17 protein-coding genes and 1 pseudogene are annotated in these 14,583 nt (G+C 58.4%); 4 read left to right on the top strand and 14 right to left on the bottom strand.

Going from position 1 to position 14,583, the window contains the following annotated elements; translation table 11 throughout:
• A pseudogene (locus PQG80_RS03710) lies at positions 1 to 185 on the top strand (hypothetical protein); the annotation flags it as partial.
• A gap of 126 nt (positions 186 to 311) precedes the next feature.
• Here the strand turns inward: PQG80_RS03710 and PQG80_RS03705 are convergent.
• From PQG80_RS03705 to ku, 5 genes are all read right to left on the bottom strand, one after another.
• A complete protein-coding gene (locus PQG80_RS03705; protein ID WP_271749774.1) occupies positions 312 to 506 on the bottom strand; it encodes a DUF2188 domain-containing protein in 195 nt (64 codons plus the stop codon).
• A 74-nt stretch (positions 507 to 580) separates the two neighbouring features.
• A complete protein-coding gene (locus PQG80_RS03700) occupies positions 581 to 2,047 on the bottom strand; it encodes an ATP-binding protein (protein ID WP_271749773.1) in 1,467 nt (488 codons plus the stop codon).
• An 86-nt stretch (positions 2,048 to 2,133) separates the two neighbouring features.
• Positions 2,134 to 3,018 carry a non-homologous end-joining DNA ligase gene (gene ligD, locus PQG80_RS03695; protein WP_271749772.1) on the bottom strand — a complete coding sequence of 295 codons (885 nt, stop codon included), beginning with the start codon at positions 3,016 to 3,018 and terminating at the stop codon, positions 2,134 to 2,136.
• Positions 3,015 to 3,920 carry an ATP-dependent DNA ligase gene (locus PQG80_RS03690; RefSeq protein WP_271749771.1) on the bottom strand — a complete coding sequence of 302 codons (906 nt, stop codon included), beginning with the start codon at positions 3,918 to 3,920 and terminating at the stop codon, positions 3,015 to 3,017. The genes ligD and PQG80_RS03690 overlap by 4 nt, the downstream gene beginning before the upstream one ends.
• A gap of 3 nt (positions 3,921 to 3,923) precedes the next feature.
• Positions 3,924 to 4,874: a non-homologous end joining protein Ku gene (gene ku, locus PQG80_RS03685; RefSeq protein ID WP_271749770.1), complete on the bottom strand. Its 951-nt coding sequence runs from the start codon at positions 4,872 to 4,874 to the stop codon at positions 3,924 to 3,926.
• A 146-nt stretch (positions 4,875 to 5,020) separates the two neighbouring features.
• Between ku and PQG80_RS03680 the strand changes: the two genes are divergently transcribed.
• Positions 5,021 to 5,851, top strand: coding sequence for a YheC/YheD family protein (locus PQG80_RS03680; protein ID WP_271749769.1), 831 nt, complete (start codon positions 5,021 to 5,023; stop codon positions 5,849 to 5,851).
• Positions 5,852 to 5,889: 38 nt separating this feature from the next.
• Here the strand turns inward: PQG80_RS03680 and PQG80_RS03675 are convergent, their stop codons facing one another.
• The 6 genes from PQG80_RS03675 to PQG80_RS03650 all read right to left on the bottom strand — a co-directional run bounded on the left by PQG80_RS03675 (position 5,890) and on the right by PQG80_RS03650 (position 10,253).
• Complete coding sequence (locus PQG80_RS03675; protein ID WP_271749767.1) at positions 5,890 to 6,162, bottom strand: hypothetical protein; 273 nt, start codon at positions 6,160 to 6,162, stop codon at positions 5,890 to 5,892.
• On the bottom strand, positions 6,159 to 7,469 hold the full coding sequence (locus PQG80_RS03670; protein ID WP_271749766.1) for a hypothetical protein: 1,311 nt from the start codon (positions 7,467 to 7,469) through the stop codon (positions 6,159 to 6,161). The genes PQG80_RS03675 and PQG80_RS03670 overlap by 4 nt, the downstream gene beginning before the upstream one ends.
• Complete coding sequence (locus PQG80_RS03665) at positions 7,427 to 8,215, bottom strand: hypothetical protein (RefSeq protein ID WP_271749765.1); 789 nt, start codon at positions 8,213 to 8,215, stop codon at positions 7,427 to 7,429. The genes PQG80_RS03670 and PQG80_RS03665 overlap by 43 nt, the downstream gene beginning before the upstream one ends.
• The gene (locus PQG80_RS03660; RefSeq protein WP_271749764.1) at positions 8,212 to 8,901 is read right to left on the bottom strand and encodes an ATP-binding cassette domain-containing protein; all 690 of its coding nucleotides are present in this window, start codon (positions 8,899 to 8,901) and stop codon (positions 8,212 to 8,214) included. Before PQG80_RS03660 ends, PQG80_RS03665 begins: the two co-directional genes overlap by 4 nt.
• Positions 8,898 to 9,299 carry a GntR family transcriptional regulator gene (locus tag PQG80_RS03655; protein ID WP_271749936.1) on the bottom strand — a complete coding sequence of 134 codons (402 nt, stop codon included), beginning with the start codon at positions 9,297 to 9,299 and terminating at the stop codon, positions 8,898 to 8,900. The genes PQG80_RS03660 and PQG80_RS03655 overlap by 4 nt, the downstream gene beginning before the upstream one ends.
• Before the next feature lie 243 nt (positions 9,300 to 9,542).
• Complete coding sequence (locus PQG80_RS03650) at positions 9,543 to 10,253, bottom strand: RNA polymerase sigma factor (RefSeq protein WP_271749763.1); 711 nt, start codon at positions 10,251 to 10,253, stop codon at positions 9,543 to 9,545.
• Positions 10,254 to 10,457: 204 nt separating this feature from the next.
• Between PQG80_RS03650 and clpP the strand changes: the two genes are divergently transcribed.
• Positions 10,458 to 11,045: an ATP-dependent Clp endopeptidase proteolytic subunit ClpP gene (gene clpP, locus PQG80_RS03645; protein ID WP_271749762.1), complete on the top strand. Its 588-nt coding sequence runs from the start codon at positions 10,458 to 10,460 to the stop codon at positions 11,043 to 11,045.
• 6 nt (positions 11,046 to 11,051) lie between these two features.
• On the opposite strand, the gene PQG80_RS03640 is transcribed toward clpP, so the two are convergent.
• Together PQG80_RS03640 and ymzB are read right to left on the bottom strand one after the other, a co-directional pair.
• Positions 11,052 to 11,597, bottom strand: a complete 546-nt coding sequence (locus tag PQG80_RS03640) for a DUF1697 domain-containing protein (RefSeq protein WP_271749761.1) — start codon at positions 11,595 to 11,597, stop codon at positions 11,052 to 11,054.
• A gap of 303 nt (positions 11,598 to 11,900) precedes the next feature.
• Positions 11,901 to 12,242 (bottom strand): protein YmzB, encoded by a 342-nt coding sequence (gene ymzB / locus PQG80_RS03635; protein WP_271749760.1) that lies wholly within the window; start codon positions 12,240 to 12,242, stop codon positions 11,901 to 11,903.
• Between the two features lie 167 nt (positions 12,243 to 12,409).
• Between ymzB and PQG80_RS03630 the strand changes: the two genes are divergently transcribed.
• A complete protein-coding gene (locus tag PQG80_RS03630; protein ID WP_271749759.1) occupies positions 12,410 to 13,135 on the top strand; it encodes a hypothetical protein in 726 nt (241 codons plus the stop codon).
• Positions 13,136 to 13,202: 67 nt separating this feature from the next.
• Here the strand turns inward: PQG80_RS03630 and PQG80_RS03625 are convergent, their stop codons facing one another.
• Positions 13,203 to 14,453 (bottom strand): GAF domain-containing sensor histidine kinase, encoded by a 1,251-nt coding sequence (locus tag PQG80_RS03625; protein ID WP_271749758.1) that lies wholly within the window; start codon positions 14,451 to 14,453, stop codon positions 13,203 to 13,205.
• Positions 14,454 to 14,583 lie beyond the last annotated feature (130 nt).

Below are 14,583 nucleotides of genomic sequence, written 5' to 3'. Positions count from 1 at the left end.
ATACTGAGGCCGCCGGCGCGGCAGCGGGCAGCAGCGCCGGCGGCATCAGTATCGGCGGCGGGCTCGGAGGCCTCGGCGGCTTGGACGACCTCATGGGCTTCATGCAGAAGGCGCTGCCCCTCATGAAGATGGGCATGGACATGATCAAGACGATCATGCCGCTGATGGGCGGGCTGAAGCTCTGACCATTTTCGCGATTAGCGTCCAGCTGCGCAAAATAAAGGAGCGAGCGACCCTTGCCGGTCGTTCGCTCCTTTATTTTGCGCCCGTCGTCCGCGAGCCGCATGCGCGGAGCCGGCGGCGGACTGCGATCAATGCCCTTTTTTGCGAATCTGCTTGTCGTGGTCCTCGCCCCACTCCTTGGCTTTTGCCGTGGCGATCGAGATCGCACGCTGTTCGGAGTATCCGTCCTTCAACAGCTCGTTGGCGATGTCGATCGCCTTGTTGCGCACGGGCGCCATGAAGTTCTTTAGCGAATCCGGGTAATCGTCTTTATCCCAAGGCATGCTCATACCTCCCATCGCTTCGTCTACTCTAACTTTGGACGAGCGGGAGGCTGTTGAATCAGTCTAGGACCAGATTACTCGCCCGCTGCCCGGATCGCCGCAGCCGTCTGCAGCGCAGACAACCGGTCTTCGTATGCCGCCTTCAGCGGCAGCCTCAAGGTGAACTCGCTCCCTTCCCCCTTCGCGCTATTCAGAGATAAGGTACCGCCGAGCAGCGTCGACAGCTGCAGGCTGATGGACAGTCCCAGTCCCGTCCCGCCGAAGCGGCGGTTAATGGAACCGTCCTCTTGCTGGAACGCCTCGAAGATCATTTCCTGCTTGCTTTTCTCGATGCCGACGCCCGTGTCCTTCACGGTAAACACGATATGCCCGGCATTGTTAACGTTAGGGTCGCGTTCCGACGAGACGATCAGCGCGACATAGCCTTTGTCCGTAAACTTGATCGCGTTCATGAGCAGATTGCGCAGAATCTGTCCGAGGCGCTGTCCGTCGGACATGAGCGTCGGCGGCACCGCCGGATCGATCTCGAGCCGAAGCTCGATCCCTTTGGCTTCGGCGATCGGCTTCATCTGCCGGTAGAGCAGTTCGGCCGTATCGTAGAGCGAGATGATATCCCAGACGATATCCATCTTGCCTGCTTCGACCTTGGACAGGTCCAGTATGTCGTTGATCATATGAAGCAGCTGCTCGCCCGAAGCCTGGATGATCTCGGCGTACCTGCGGTTGTCCTGGGTGCGTCCCGCGTCCGCGTTCTCGCCGATCATCTGGGACAGCAGGATAACGCTGTTGAGGGGCGTCTTCAGCTCATGCGACATATTGGCCATGAATTCCGACTTGTATCTCGAAGCCTGCAAGATAAGCTCGGCCTTTTCCTCGAGCATCTTCTTGGTCTCGAGCAGCTCTTCCGTCCGCTTCTGCAGGACTTCGTTCGTCTCCTTCAGACGAACGGCACGCTGTTGGTCAAGAAAGAAGTCGCGGATGATGAACAGGAAAAACGTGCCAAGGACGATCGTCGCCGGCAACGTGTACGGCATAACGCGGGTCAGGTAATTAAACCGGTCGACCGCGGCGTAGCTGAGAATTCCCGCTACCTGAAACGCGTTGATCGCGAGCAGCGATACGGCGGCCTTGGCGGGATAACCCCACTGCGGACGCTTGCGGTACAGGCTGACGAGGATCGCGCCGACGATGCCGAGCGTGGAAATATTGCAAAAGGCGGTAAAAGCCGAGGGCGACATGCCATTCACGCCGAACCGGGCCAGCGCGATGCCGAAGCCGATGGCCAGTATCGGCCGAGGGTCCCGGAAGACCAGCGTGGCAAAAATAATCGGCACGTTCCTGAGATCGAAGATGGCCGATCCGTTGTACCGGATGCCGAACTTCATCGCGAGCCAGCCGAGCGCGATGAAGCCGACGACCATGGCGATCTGCTTGACGATGCCGGCCGTGTGCTGGAACACGTATTTATAAATGAGGTTAAATAAAAACGTAAATGTAATCAGGATGGTGATGCTCGTAAAAAACGTTGTGCCGATCTCCATGAAGAACCCCCCGATTCTTACATTTTACATCATGAGAATCGGGAGCGTATAGCTAAATCGTGCGCTTGGGATGCACGTTTTTGCACTTATTTTAAAAATCGTAATATTTCTTCCAGCGATTGTTTGGGCGCCTGTCCGATCAGATCTCCTTTTTCGGCCAGCCGGTCTTCGATCGTAAGAAGCGTAAAAGCGCCCGGATCGACGCCCCTTCTCACTTCTTCCCATGTCAGCGGCGTTGATACGGTTGCGTTGGGTCGTCCGCGCGGCGTATAGGGAGCGGAGAGGCTCTTGCCCGCGGCATGCTGGACATAGTCCACGTAAATCAGATCTTTGCGGTTGCGGATGAGACGTTCGACGGTGAAGAGCTTCGGATATTTCTCCGACAGATACTTGCCGACGAATGCCCCTGCCCTGCGGAGCTGCTCGAAGCTGTACCCCGGCAGGATCGGCACGACGATCTGCACGCCCGTAGCGCCGCTTGTCTTGGGTACCGAGGCGATGCCCATCCCCTCCAGCGCCTCGCCGATGAGCGATATCGCTTCCATCAGCCGTCCGCGCAGCGCGTCGCTCGGGTCGATATCCAGCACCCACTCGGCAGGCTCCTCTCCGCCGACGTACTCGAAGGACGGATGGAACTCCAGCGCGGCGAGATTGCCCATCCACAGCAAGGTCGGCAGCGAGTCGACGACGATATAGCGGACCTCTTCGCGCACGGCCGTGCGTACGTACGGAGGCAGCGGGTCCGGCGCATGCTTCTGGTAAAAGGACTTGCCGCCCGCGCCGTCCGGATATCGGATGGACGTCATGTAGCGGTCCCGGCAATACGGCAGCAAGTAAGGCGACAACGCGACAAGCTTCTGCAAGTACATCGCCTTGTGAATGCCGGCCTCCGGCCACAGCAGCTTGGCGGGGTTCGTGACCTTGATCTCGCAGCCTTCGACTTCGATCGTATAGCTATCCGAGACGCTCATAGCGGGATTCCCTCCAGGTCGATCAGCTTGGGATGGCGCAGCAATCCCGCTTCCGTCATTTCCCTGCCGCTCACGCGGCCCGCCAGCGGCGCGACCAGCCATCTGACTTCGGCGCCGCGCAGGCCCTCCGGCGTGCTGTCCCAGTAGTCCGCGCGGGACAAGCCGACGGGCAGCGCGCGGAGCGCCGCTTTCGCCTTATCGTTCAAGCCCGAAGACACGCGGCCCATATACAGATCGCCTTTGCGCATGACCAGACTGGAGACGCGTCCTTCCTTCCAGATGATGCCGACGATCTCGACGTCCATATGATGGACGGTCTTGCGTTTGATCCAGTCATGATGCTCCTTGCCCGCCTTGTAGGCGGAGGCGGTCTTCTTGCTCACGACGCCCTCCCAGCCGTTCGCCGCGACCCAGTCCCACAGCGCGTCGCCGTCCTCGAACTCGTCGGCGACGTAGAATGGCGCCTCCCAACTCTGCGTCAGGCGCAGCAGCCGCTCCCTGCGCTCGGCGTACGGCCGGCCGCGCAGGTCCTCGCCGCCCTCCCGCAGCAGATCGAACAGGATAAATTGGACGGGATGGCGCCGCGCCGACGCCTCGATCTGGCGTTCGCCGAGCAGCTTGCCCCGCTGCTGCATGAGCTGAAAGCTCGGCTTGCCGGTGCGCGGGTCCAGAATGACGGCTTCGCCGTCAAGTATGTAATCCCCCGGCTTGTCCGCCAGCGCCGCGGACAGCTCGGGGTATGACGCGTTTTGCGGCAGCATGCGCTTGGAATACAGCTTCGGGACCGCGCCGCGGACTTCGGCGATCAAGCGATAGCCGTCCCATTTCAGCTGATGAATCCATGCCGGTCCCGCCGGGATTCGGTCCTCCGCGACGGGCGACATCGGTGTGAACGGCTCCATGGATTAGCTCCCTGTTTTTTTGGTTCTGGCTTTGGATGCCGGCGCCTCCGATTTGTCCGCTTTGCCCGACTTCGGTTTGGCCGCATCCTTGCTCGTCTTGGCCGCGCTTTTTTTCCGCGCGGGCTTCTTCGTCTCCGTCTTGTCCGGCTTGTCCTTGCCGGTCGCCTCGTCCGCACCGGCTTTGGCCGGACCGGGCTGCTTGAGGCTTGCGCGGAGCGCCTCCATCAGGTCGATGACGTTGGTCTTCTTCTCTTCCGGCGCGAACTTCACTTCCTTGCCCTTGACCTTGTCCTCGATGGCGTCCATCAGCCGCTCCTTGTAGACGTCCTCGTACTTCTCGGGTTCGAACTTCGCGGACAGCTGCTCGATCAGCATGCGCGCCATCGCCAGTTCACGCTCGTCCGCCTTGGATTCTTCGGGCAGATTCGGAATTTCCTTTTTGCTGCGGATCTCCTCGGCGTAGAACATCGTCGACATCGACAGGACGCCGTCCACGATGCGGATGGCGGCGAGACTGCTGCGCGAGCGGATGCTGACGTTGGCGATCCCGATCTTGCGCGTGTCGAGCAGCGCCTGGACGAGCAGATTGTAGGCATGGGTGCCGTTGCTCTCCGGGGCCAGATAATACGTTTTCTGATAATAGATCGGATCGATCTCCTCCAGGTCCACGAAGTCCACGATACGAATCTCGCGCGACGTCTCGGACGCGATCTCCTCGAGCTCTTCCTTGTCGAACGTGACGAAATGTCCGGGCTCGTACTCGTAGCCTTTGACGATGTCGCTCCACTTGACCTCTTCCTCGCACTTCGGACAGGTGCGGTGATATTGGATCGGCACATTCTTCTCCTTGTGAAGCATGCGCATCGGCAGATCGTTGTCCTGCGTCGCCGTGAACATCTTGACCGGAACGTTGACGAGTCCGAAGCTGACCGCGCCCTTCCATATCGTTTGCATCTCGCACTCCCCCTTCACATTGTATCCGCTATCGAACCGGTATCATTCATTAACCGAAGCCGGCGGGCCGTGAATCTTCCAACTCTTGTCCGTGTCGGGCGCCGCGGGGAGTCGCATATGGTATGGCGATTGGAGGAGGAGGCGCTTTGATCAACCGCAAAGGCATGCATGTCACGAGCAAATGGACCAAGACGATCGCGGCGCTGCGGGATCCCGCCGTCGCTCCCCACGTCCCCGAGACGCGAAGAATGAATAAAAAAACGCTGGCCCGCATGCTGGAGCGGTACGGCATGGTCTACGTCAAACCCGTATCCGGCACGTTCGGACAGGGCGTGATGCGGTTGGAGAAGGCGCGAGGGTCCGCACGGCCTTACAGCAGTCATGCGGGCCTTAGCAAAAAGCGCTTCGCAACGCTCGATGCGCTGTACCGTCATATCGGCCGCACGAAGCGGCGCCGTCCGTATCTCGTGCAGCGCGGCGTGCACCTGCTCAAGTCGGGCGGCAGGCGCTTCGACGTCCGCGTCATGGTGCAGATTAATCCGGCGGGACATTGGGAGCCGACCGGCGTCATCGCGCGGGTCGCCCAGAAGGGCAAAGTCGTTACGAACTATCACAACGGCGGCAGGCCCGTCGCACTGAGCCGGCTGCTCCGCCCCAAGCTCGGCCACACGGGCGCGAAGTATGCGGAGGAACGGCTGCGGGCGCTCGGCCTGAGGTCCGCCAAGGCGCTGGCCCGCGCTTATCCCAGGGTTAATATGGTCGGCGCCGACATCGGCCTCGACCGCGAGATGCGGCCTTGGATCATCGAGCTGAATACGTCGCCGGATCCTTACCTTTTCCGGCATCTGCCGGATCAATCGACGCATCGCAAAGTCATGCGCTATGCCCGTGCGCTGGGCCGCATCCCGCCGGCACGGAAGAACGCCGCCGTGCGCGGATCGCACCGAAGGAGCATCGGGCCGCGCCGCAGACGGTAACAAGGACGTGTCCGGATTCGGACACGTCCTTGTTTGCTTTATTGACGTCGTGCGGTGCGTTGATTGTTCGCTTCTTCATTGGCTTCGAGCTTCCGACGGGCGAAGCGAGCGACGGCCGCGTGCATGACCAGACGCTTCAGCGCCGCGCGTCTGTCCGCTGGCGACAGCTCAGGCAGCTCGCTGCATGCGTATAGCGCCAGCAGCGCCTGTTTGGCCGCTTCGCAAGCCGGCTTTTCCGCTTCGAGTAAATAATACGCCATCCGGTAGGCCTCGAGCTCCAAGCTTCGCAGGATGTCGATGCGGCGGATCAAGAACGTATCTCCAGAGTGTCAAGTCGTGTCTTATTAAACACTTTCTCTTCATCGTTCGCTGATTTTTCTAACACGACCTTGCCTTTATAAACAAGCTTGCCCGTAACGGCGTCTATCACCGCAACCATAGGGCGGCTGTCTTGGTTCAATATTACATGAATCAAGCCGTTTTTAAATAAGACTGGAGAGCCCATAGTCTGACTGCCGAGCTCCGATGCGCCTATTGAATAGGCGGTAAAATGAGCATGACGCGCCAAATTAATCCCTTTAACGTCGATGAACGTTGAAAAGGTCGAGTTCTTTCTCCCTGCGTCGCCCCGGATGGCATATAGGTCGTCGCCGTTTAAAAAATAGTTGGCATTGCCGGCGTCTTCGACGGTATTAGGCCAGAGGTCATTTAGAGCCTCTAACTTACCGTCGGCGTACCGATACGCGAATAAATCATAAGATCGAACCGGCCGGAGATCGGCATTTTGTGGCAATTTCTCCGTGCTCCTTTTTTCCGGTTCTGCATTAGAAGAAATGATTAAAGTATAAGGCGACGCCGTATCACCGCTCCAGTCCTTGACGAGTCTGATCTGATGACTCTGTGAAGATACCTCGGTCCCCGGGATCGCAATTTCTCTTTCATTAAGAATATTGCCGGAGGAGAGATCGACGACGTAATCGGTCAGCTGCGAATTTGTCGAATAACCAGCGCTATCCGGTTTCCAGCGCCTCAGCAAAAAGTGTATGTTTTTATCTTCAACCTGTACGTCCTCGAGGAGAATATTTTCGTTTTTCGGCCAGCCGCCGGCTTCAAGGTAGTGCACAGTGGACTTGCCCGCCGCTTTATTCAATAGAGATAATTTAATGCGGGTCCGACCCTTCGCGTTCGATAGCTCTACATACGCCAACCATTCCTGCGTTTGATCGAATTCACCGTAACTTTTTCCTCGCATAAAGCTTGGAAAATCATCGGTTAGACCTTCGAAACCCGCGCGGTACCCACGAAAGGACAAACCTTGCATAAAGGTGTCTAATGGCAATCGGTCTTTAAATTCCGTACCTTCTGGGAAAACCTTAATAAAATGCCCTGTGGCACCTATATAATAATTCCCTGTAATTTGAATCGATTGTCCGATAGCATCGTCGCCTTCCGCCGTCTCCAGTCGAAACCGGGGTATTCGCGCGTCCGGATCATATCCATAATGAGCGCTCAACGTGACGACTGAAATCGCGGTCAATATACAGACGAGAATGTATCTACTAATTCTTTTTTGCTTTAAGCCGATACTTTTTTGCTGACCAGTATTAAACTTATCCATAGTGCTGCCGCAACCTCCAATCCGAACACGATGAGACAAATGGCCCATATTTCGGAAGAATACAAGTACAAGCCGAATGTAGTAGGCAAGATAAGTAGGGTAACATTTAGAGCGGCGTAAATAAGGCCGGCGACGATCCCCATGATACGATAACTCCTTTCCATCAATACGCCTGTAAATAGTATGAGGATTAGGAGGATACCAAGGCCATAGTTTAAAGCAAATGCTTTGAAGCTCGGCGGCAGTAGGAAGGTATTAAAGACTTCGTTAGATGTCATAGCTTCCGTAAAATCGACCGCTTCTTGCATAGCATCCGGAGTAAGCCATACATATTCGATTCTAAGCACCGACATAAGCACCAATTGCCAAGCAACCATCGAAAATACAAATAGCAATATAGCGGTGAGCTTGGAAAAGTATAATGGTGCGCGTCCCCCGGGTATCGTCATCTGACGATAAATAAACGGATGGCGACCGAACCAATCCCGGTACCAGATTAGCAACGCATAAGCGAGCAGTACGGCTACGGGGATTACGATCGCAAGCTGAAATCCCGACTGCGTATTACGTATTACTTCCGCGAAAGAGTGTCTTGAGTCATTGTTCCATTCAAACAGCCGACTGTGATTATTAATGTCTAACGCTACGGCCACGCACTCCACAATCAACGTATACACCATAATACCGGCCAATACATACCGGAATCTGCGAACCTCCAGCGCTAGCAGCTTGAAGTACTGGCTCATGTCCGATACACCTCCCGCATCACGTCCAGCACCGACTTCCCATCCTCGTCCCGCACTTGCTCGCAGTCGATATCTCTTGCGACTTTACCATCCTTCAGCAGCACAGCGCGGTCTAGCAAATATTCGATCTCGCCGATCTCATGGGTCGTCACGAGCACGCCGCGTTCCTCGACGAGCCGGCTCGAGAACACTTCTCCGATCATCTCCCTGCTGAACACGTCGATCCCGGAGAACGGCTCGTCCATCAGCACGAACTCGGTATCCGCCGCGAGACCCAGCACCAGGCCGAACTTCGCAGCCGTTCCCTTGGACAGATTGCCGACGCGGTCTCTAGCGTTCAGCTGGAAAAAGGCCATCAGCTCGTCCGCCCGCGTGGGGTTCCAGGATGCGTAATAATCGTCCATAAACTGAAGTCCTTCCTCGAGCCGGTAACCGCCGGGCATCGCTGCATGGTCCGGGATGAAGGAAACTTTCTCATAGAGCTCGCGTTTCGTTTGCACGCCGTCCACTTTAATGGTCCCGCGGGACAGCGGTACAAGACCCATGATCGCCTTCAGCAACGTCGACTTCCCTGCTCCGTTCATCCCGACGAGGCAAGTAATCTGACCTTTCTCAGCTTTGAATGTCACGCCGTCGAGCACCTTGCGCCCGCGATAGCGTTTGTGCGCGTCCTGGATATGGATCATGCGTCCCCACCTCCGTTATTCCGCCCACCCGTAACGTCCGCTTCATATTCTCCTTTGACCAGCTCTACGATCTCTGTCAGCGGCACCTTCATGTTGCGAATCGAGCCTATGAATGTCCGGACCGCCTCGCCCAGCAGCTCCGAGCGGATATGCCGCAGCACCTCTTCGTCTCTCGTGATCCGGCTTGGCGAATTGCCCTCCGTGACGATCAAGCCTTGTTCCTCCATTTCTTTGTATGCTCGCTGGGCGGTATTGGGGTTCATCTTGAGCAGCGATGCGATCTCCCGCCTAGACGGAATCGCTTCGCCAGCCGATAGCCGGCCCGTGACGATCCTTTCCTTAAACAGCCGGACGACCTGCAGGTATACCGGATCTCGCGTATTGAACGCCGTCTCCATCCAGCCGCCGTGATTATCCATCGCTCTGCCTCGCCTTGTATTCGTAGTGTGTGTACTAAGTGGTTCATACACCTAAAGTGTATTATGCCCTCCATACACTTGGGTTGTCAATCCGTCGGACATGACTTTAAGGGAAATTAAGAATAAAAGGCGAGATTGGTTTCAAACGAAAAAAACCGGCCCCTCCGCGCCTATTTCAGGCGAGAAGGTCCGGTTTTCGGTTGACGCTCAGCCCCGCCGCCGCTATGCAGCCAGCCAAGCAGCGCTCATCTGCATGACGGTAGGCCCAGCCGGTCGGCGATCGCCGTTCTCCAGCGGCGCAGCGCCCTGCATCGGCAGCTGCCTCGCCTGCATGCGCGCCTCGCCGTTGGCGAGCGCGACGAGCGTGCCGATATCGCCTCGCGCATAGGCTTCGGCCATCAGGTGCGCCTCGATCCGCTCGGCCTCGTCCGATGGCAGCTCGGGTCCGTCCTCTCCCGCGAGCGCCTCGCGCACGCCGGACAGCGCCCGGCGCGCGCGGTGATGCGCGGCCTTGACGGCGCCCTCGGACGTGCCGAGCCGGTCGGCCGTCTCCCGGATCGAATAGCCGAGCACGTCGCGCATGAGGAAGACCGTGCGCTGCAGCTTCGGCAGCTGCGCGTTCAGCGCCGCGAATACCGGCGCCAGCTCCATCCCCTGAAGCGGCCGGTCGTGCACGACATCGGCGGATGCCGACTCCTGCAGCCACTTCGCCTTGCGCGCGTCGCGCCGCAGGCCGTCTATCCATACGTTCCTCGCCACGCGAAGGAGCAGCGCCTCGGGATTGGCATGGCCGCCGCCGCTCAGCGCCGGCAGCGCCCGGCTCCAGCTCTCCTGGGCCAGGTCCTCGGCCGCGGGCAGCGACCGCGCGAGCGATAGACTGAACCGGTTGACGCTGGCCGTCAACCGCTGCACATCTCGGGCTGAATCGATCATGGAATTCCCTCCCTCCCTCTTTGTTTCATACCATAGGTGCCAACGCATGATTACGCGGCTCCCGTTTGCTTACGTAGACGATCATCCGGACCAAAAGGATACGCGCCTTTCAACAACAAAAAACATTTTTCCTCGCGTACCTTCTTCGAGCCTTCCGGCGTTTACCGAGACGAATCGCCAATCACGCAAACGGGAGGCAAAACCATGAACGGCTACATTCCCTATGTTATCGACCAGACGGCGCGCGGAGAGCGTTCGTATGACATCTACTCGCGCCTGCTGAGAGACCGCATCGTATTTCTCGGCGCCGCGATCGACGACATGATGGCCAACTCGATCGTCGCGCAGATGCTGTTCCTCGCCGCGGAAGACCCGGAGAAGCCGATCAGCATGTACATCAACAGTCCGGGCGGCTCTACGACGGCCGGGATGGCGATCTACGACACGATGCAGTTCATCAAGCCGGAGGTGCATACGATCTGCACGGGCATGGCCGCTTCGTTCGCGGCGATCCTGCTGCTGTCCGGCGAGAAGGGCAAGCGCTTCGCGCTGCCGAACAGCGAGATCATGATCCATCAGCCGCACGGCGGCGTCCAGGGCCAGGCGAGCGATATCGCCATCAGCGCGAAGCGCATTCTGCTTATCCGGGAACGACTGAACCAGATAACGGTCGAACGCACCGGTCAACCGCTGGAACGCGTGGAGAAGGACATGGATCGCGATACGTTCATGAGCGCCGAGGAAGCGGTCGCTTACGGCATCGTGGACCGGGTCATCGCGACGCAGCCATAAGCCCCGTCAAACTTCGGCTTGGGCGGCCAGCTCGCCGAGCTTGTTCATCGTGTTCCAGTTGCGGGCGGTGAGCGGCAGCTTCATCTTTTGGAATAATATCGCGAAGACGGAATCGAGTATGCCCGGCGTGAGGAGCAGATACAGCTCTCTGCCCCTGACGACGCACTGTTCGCCCTCGGCCGCAAGCTCGCCGATCCGCGCGGCTTGCTCCTCATCCAGCGGTTTGTCCAGCATATGCACGTACAGCTGGCTCGCGGCCTCGATCTGCGCCTGCGTGAACGGACAGTCGCTTAGAATCCGCTGCAGCTCGGCGTTCGTACGCAGCAGCACCACCGATTTCTTGACGCCGAAGCCGCCTCGAAGCAACTCCTCGAGAAGTTCGCGCAGCTCGGATTCGGAGCGCTCCGAACGAAACACGATATTGCCGCTCTGAATGTATGTTCGCACGTCGCGCAAGCCGAGCTCTTCGCAAGCGCTCTTGAGCTCCGCCATCTTGACTTTGTTGTTGCCCCCGACATTGATGCCACGCAGCAATGCGATATAGACGGTCATGCCCATCCCTCCAAGGAAGCGATTCGCCAAGACAGCCGCAGCCGAGCGCTATGCCCCTCCCGGCGGATCTTGTCACGAATTCGTCGGTACCCGCAGCGGGTAATAGTAAGTTACGATAAGGGTAACCAAATTCGGAGGTGTTGGCAATGGTCTATGCGATTATCCTGATCGTCTGCATGTTCGTCGGCGGCGGCATCGTTGTCTACGGCGGCAAGAGCGCCATCGACGCTGGCGATTGAACGCCTTCCCGCTCCATTAATCGGCAAAACGCCCGCGGCCTTTTCGGTTGCGGGCGTTTGATGTTCATTCGCCGACCTTGATCGAATAGCGGGCGCGCTCCGTCACGAGCAGGGCGGTCCCGTCCGCGGTCTCCGTCAGGCTGAGTCCCTCCAGCGGAATCTCGAACGTGTCCGTAGGCAGCGCTTCTTCCCTGCCTTCCGTGACGACGGTTCCGTGGCCCCGGAGCAGCAGCGCGGGACTGTTGGTGTAGTCGTCGAGGGCGTCCGTGCGTTCGCCTCTCCCTTCGACCCGCTCGAGCCGTATTCTGACTTCATCGAGATCGTCATCCTCATGCTTGGATACGACCAGTACCTTCCCCACTTGCGATTCGAGCCATTGCGTGACATCCGCGAGCGATGCTGGCATATCGGCTCCTCCCTTCTTTGGCTGCGCTTATTAAGGCCTTCGAAGTCCATATACCCCGTACGGCGGCGCTTGCCTACGGATGCGCCCATTTTGTCCCGGGCGGGTATCACGCAGGGCGCGAGCGGAATAGGCTATCTCATCAAAACAAGAAGATGGAGGCGGGCTCTATGTACGTCAACCCACGTGGATCCTACGGCCAAGGCTTCGGCTACGGTTACGTTCAACCTTTTAACGGCGTCGCACCTGCTTATTATGGATATCCGGGCGGTCCTTATTCCGTCGCCCATGCGTCTCGTCCGTATTATGCCGATCCGTATCAGCCGGGCCAAGGGTATCCCGGTCTAGAGCAGATGCCGATGCCGATCGCGCCTAACCAGCCGCAGGACTCGCATGCTCCGGCGCATCAGGCCGGCGTCCAGGCGCAGAGTCATATCGGTCCGCTCCAAGCGGGCATGCATGCGCAAGGTTATTATGGGGGCGGCCATGGCGCGGGCGTTCATGCCGGCACCTATGTCGGAGGCGAGCATGGTCTCGGATTGCAGGCTGGCGGCGGAATCGGCGGCGGTCATGGCATCCATGCAAAGATCGGCGGCCAGTTGGGCGGAACGTACGGCGCGGGCATTCAGGCCGGAGCGCAGGTCGGCGGAGGCGAAGGAACCGGCTTAAAGGCCGGCGCCCAGCTCGGAGGCCCGCATGGCGCCGGATTGCATGCCCAAGGCAATCTGAGCAAGGGCGATGGATTGGAGGCTAATGCCGGCGGTCATGTGGGAGGCAAGTACGGATTAGGTCTCGAAGCCGGTGCGCACCTGGGGCCGCAAGGCGTAGGCATGCAGCTCGGCGGACATGCGGCCGGGCATGGCGCGGGCATCAAGACCGGGATTAAGTGGGGATAATCGAGGCGCGGCGGATCGCCGTCGACAGTAGAGAACCGCGCGCAGGCGGCAGTCGCTTGCGTGCGGTTCAGCCTGCGTGCGATGCATGACGGCCGTGCAGCGCATATAAAGGAACGGTGAGCGTGAAGCACGTGCCGGACGGGCCGGTATCCGTGAGTTCGACGGTACCGCCCATCAGCTCGGCGTATTGTCGGCAGATCGACAGGCCGAGTCCGATGCCGCCATAGTTGTCCTTGAACGATTTATCGTGAACTTGGGAGAACGAACGGAACAGCTGGTCCTTGCGCTCGGGCGAGATGCCGATCCCCGTGTCCTTCACGCTGAAGGACAGCCATATCTTCCCATCGGATACCGCCCTGTCTTCCTTCCTAACCGACAACACGACTTCTCCTGTTTCGGTGAACTTGACCGCATTGCTCACCAGGTTGACGAGAATCTGCCGAAGCTTCAAGCCGTCCCCCTCGTATCCCCCGAGCAGCTTGTCGTCGATGGAGAGCCGCAGTACGATGCCTTTTTTCCCGGCTGCGAACGCGTGCATCTGCATGACCTGCTCGGCGCAGTCGGCCAGATCGAACGGACCGGTCTCTACCGGCATGCGTCCCGCCTCGACCTTGGAGTGCTCGAGAATCTGGTTCAGCATGGCCATCAGTCCTTCTCCGCACTCCTCGATGACCTCCACATAGCTTTTCTGCTCCTCCGTCAGCGCCGTCGAGTGCAGCAGGCTGGCCATGCCGAGTACGCCGTTCATCGGGTTGCGGATCTCGTGGCTCAGCACGGCAAGCAGGTTGGCTTTTTCCTCGAGCACGCATATCGCCTGCGCCTGCGCAGACTTCAGCTGCTCGACGGATTCATCGAGCGCGAGCATGTTCGTGAAGAACCGGGACAACGACAGCAGCAGCTCGACGTCCCGCTCCTCGAACGCATAGAAGCGGTCGTCGAAAGCGCACAGCGAGCCGAAAATCTGGCCGCTCGGCGTAAGCACCGGCACTCCGAGGAAGGAACAGCCTCCGACGAATTGGGTCGCCGGCATGTCCTTGGTGAGCGGATGCGTCATATTATTTTCGATAATGAGCGGACCCTGCGCCTTTTCCGTGACGAGGGCGCAGTAAGACTCCTCGTTGGCGACGACCAAGCCTTCCGTCAGGATGACTTTATCGCGGTTAAAGGCGTTCAGAACGACGGTGGAGACGCGGTCCAGATTGGCGATGCAGAATGTATTGGCCGGGATTAAGCGGCTTGCCGTCTGCATCACGTCAATGCCGGAGTTGTATAATTGATCCGAAATTTTTGCGAGGACGTCGACATAATCGGTTTTCATTCGTCCACACCTTTCAGTTAGAGGAGCAAGATCCGGTTGCAGACACGCATTCTTCCGGATGTGGATCACGTCTCATTTTATAAACCAATATATATTATATACTAAAAATATGAACATTCGATTTTATTTA

It is taken from the genome of Cohnella rhizoplanae, assembly GCF_948329515.1.
GTDB lineage: Bacteria > Bacillota > Bacilli > Paenibacillales > Paenibacillaceae > Cohnella > Cohnella rhizoplanae.
This window is presented reverse-complemented; position numbering and strand designations above follow the sequence as displayed.

Bases quoted from the DNA above. Each gene is read 5' to 3' on its own strand.
- PQG80_RS03660 (WP_271749764.1), bottom strand. From the start codon at position 8,901: ATGATCCATATCCAGGACGCGCACAAACGCTATCGCGGGCGCAAGGTG.
- clpP (WP_271749762.1), top strand. From the start codon at position 10,458: ATGAACGGCTACATTCCCTATGTTATCGACCAGACGGCGCGCGGAGAG.
- PQG80_RS03650 (WP_271749763.1), bottom strand. From the start codon at position 10,253: ATGATCGATTCAGCCCGAGATGTGCAGCGGTTGACGGCCAGCGTCAAC.
- PQG80_RS03690 (WP_271749771.1), bottom strand. From the start codon at position 3,920: ATGGAGCCGTTCACACCGATGTCGCCCGTCGCGGAGGACCGAATCCCG.
- PQG80_RS03625 (WP_271749758.1), bottom strand. From the start codon at position 14,453: ATGAAAACCGATTATGTCGACGTCCTCGCAAAAATTTCGGATCAATTA.
- PQG80_RS03700 (WP_271749773.1), bottom strand. From the start codon at position 2,047: ATGGAGATCGGCACAACGTTTTTTACGAGCATCACCATCCTGATTACA.
- ligD (WP_271749772.1), bottom strand. From the start codon at position 3,018: ATGAGCGTCTCGGATAGCTATACGATCGAAGTCGAAGGCTGCGAGATC.
- PQG80_RS03705 (WP_271749774.1), bottom strand. From the start codon at position 506: ATGCCTTGGGATAAAGACGATTACCCGGATTCGCTAAAGAACTTCATG.
- PQG80_RS03630 (WP_271749759.1), top strand. From the start codon at position 12,410: ATGTACGTCAACCCACGTGGATCCTACGGCCAAGGCTTCGGCTACGGT.
- PQG80_RS03655 (WP_271749936.1), bottom strand. From the start codon at position 9,299: ATGGAGACGGCGTTCAATACGCGAGATCCGGTATACCTGCAGGTCGTC.
- PQG80_RS03640 (WP_271749761.1), bottom strand. From the start codon at position 11,597: ATGACCGTCTATATCGCATTGCTGCGTGGCATCAATGTCGGGGGCAAC.
- ku (WP_271749770.1), bottom strand. From the start codon at position 4,874: ATGCAAACGATATGGAAGGGCGCGGTCAGCTTCGGACTCGTCAACGTT.
- PQG80_RS03665 (WP_271749765.1), bottom strand. From the start codon at position 8,215: ATGAGCCAGTACTTCAAGCTGCTAGCGCTGGAGGTTCGCAGATTCCGG.
- PQG80_RS03670 (WP_271749766.1), bottom strand. From the start codon at position 7,469: ATGGATAAGTTTAATACTGGTCAGCAAAAAAGTATCGGCTTAAAGCAA.
- ymzB (WP_271749760.1), bottom strand. From the start codon at position 12,242: ATGCCAGCATCGCTCGCGGATGTCACGCAATGGCTCGAATCGCAAGTG.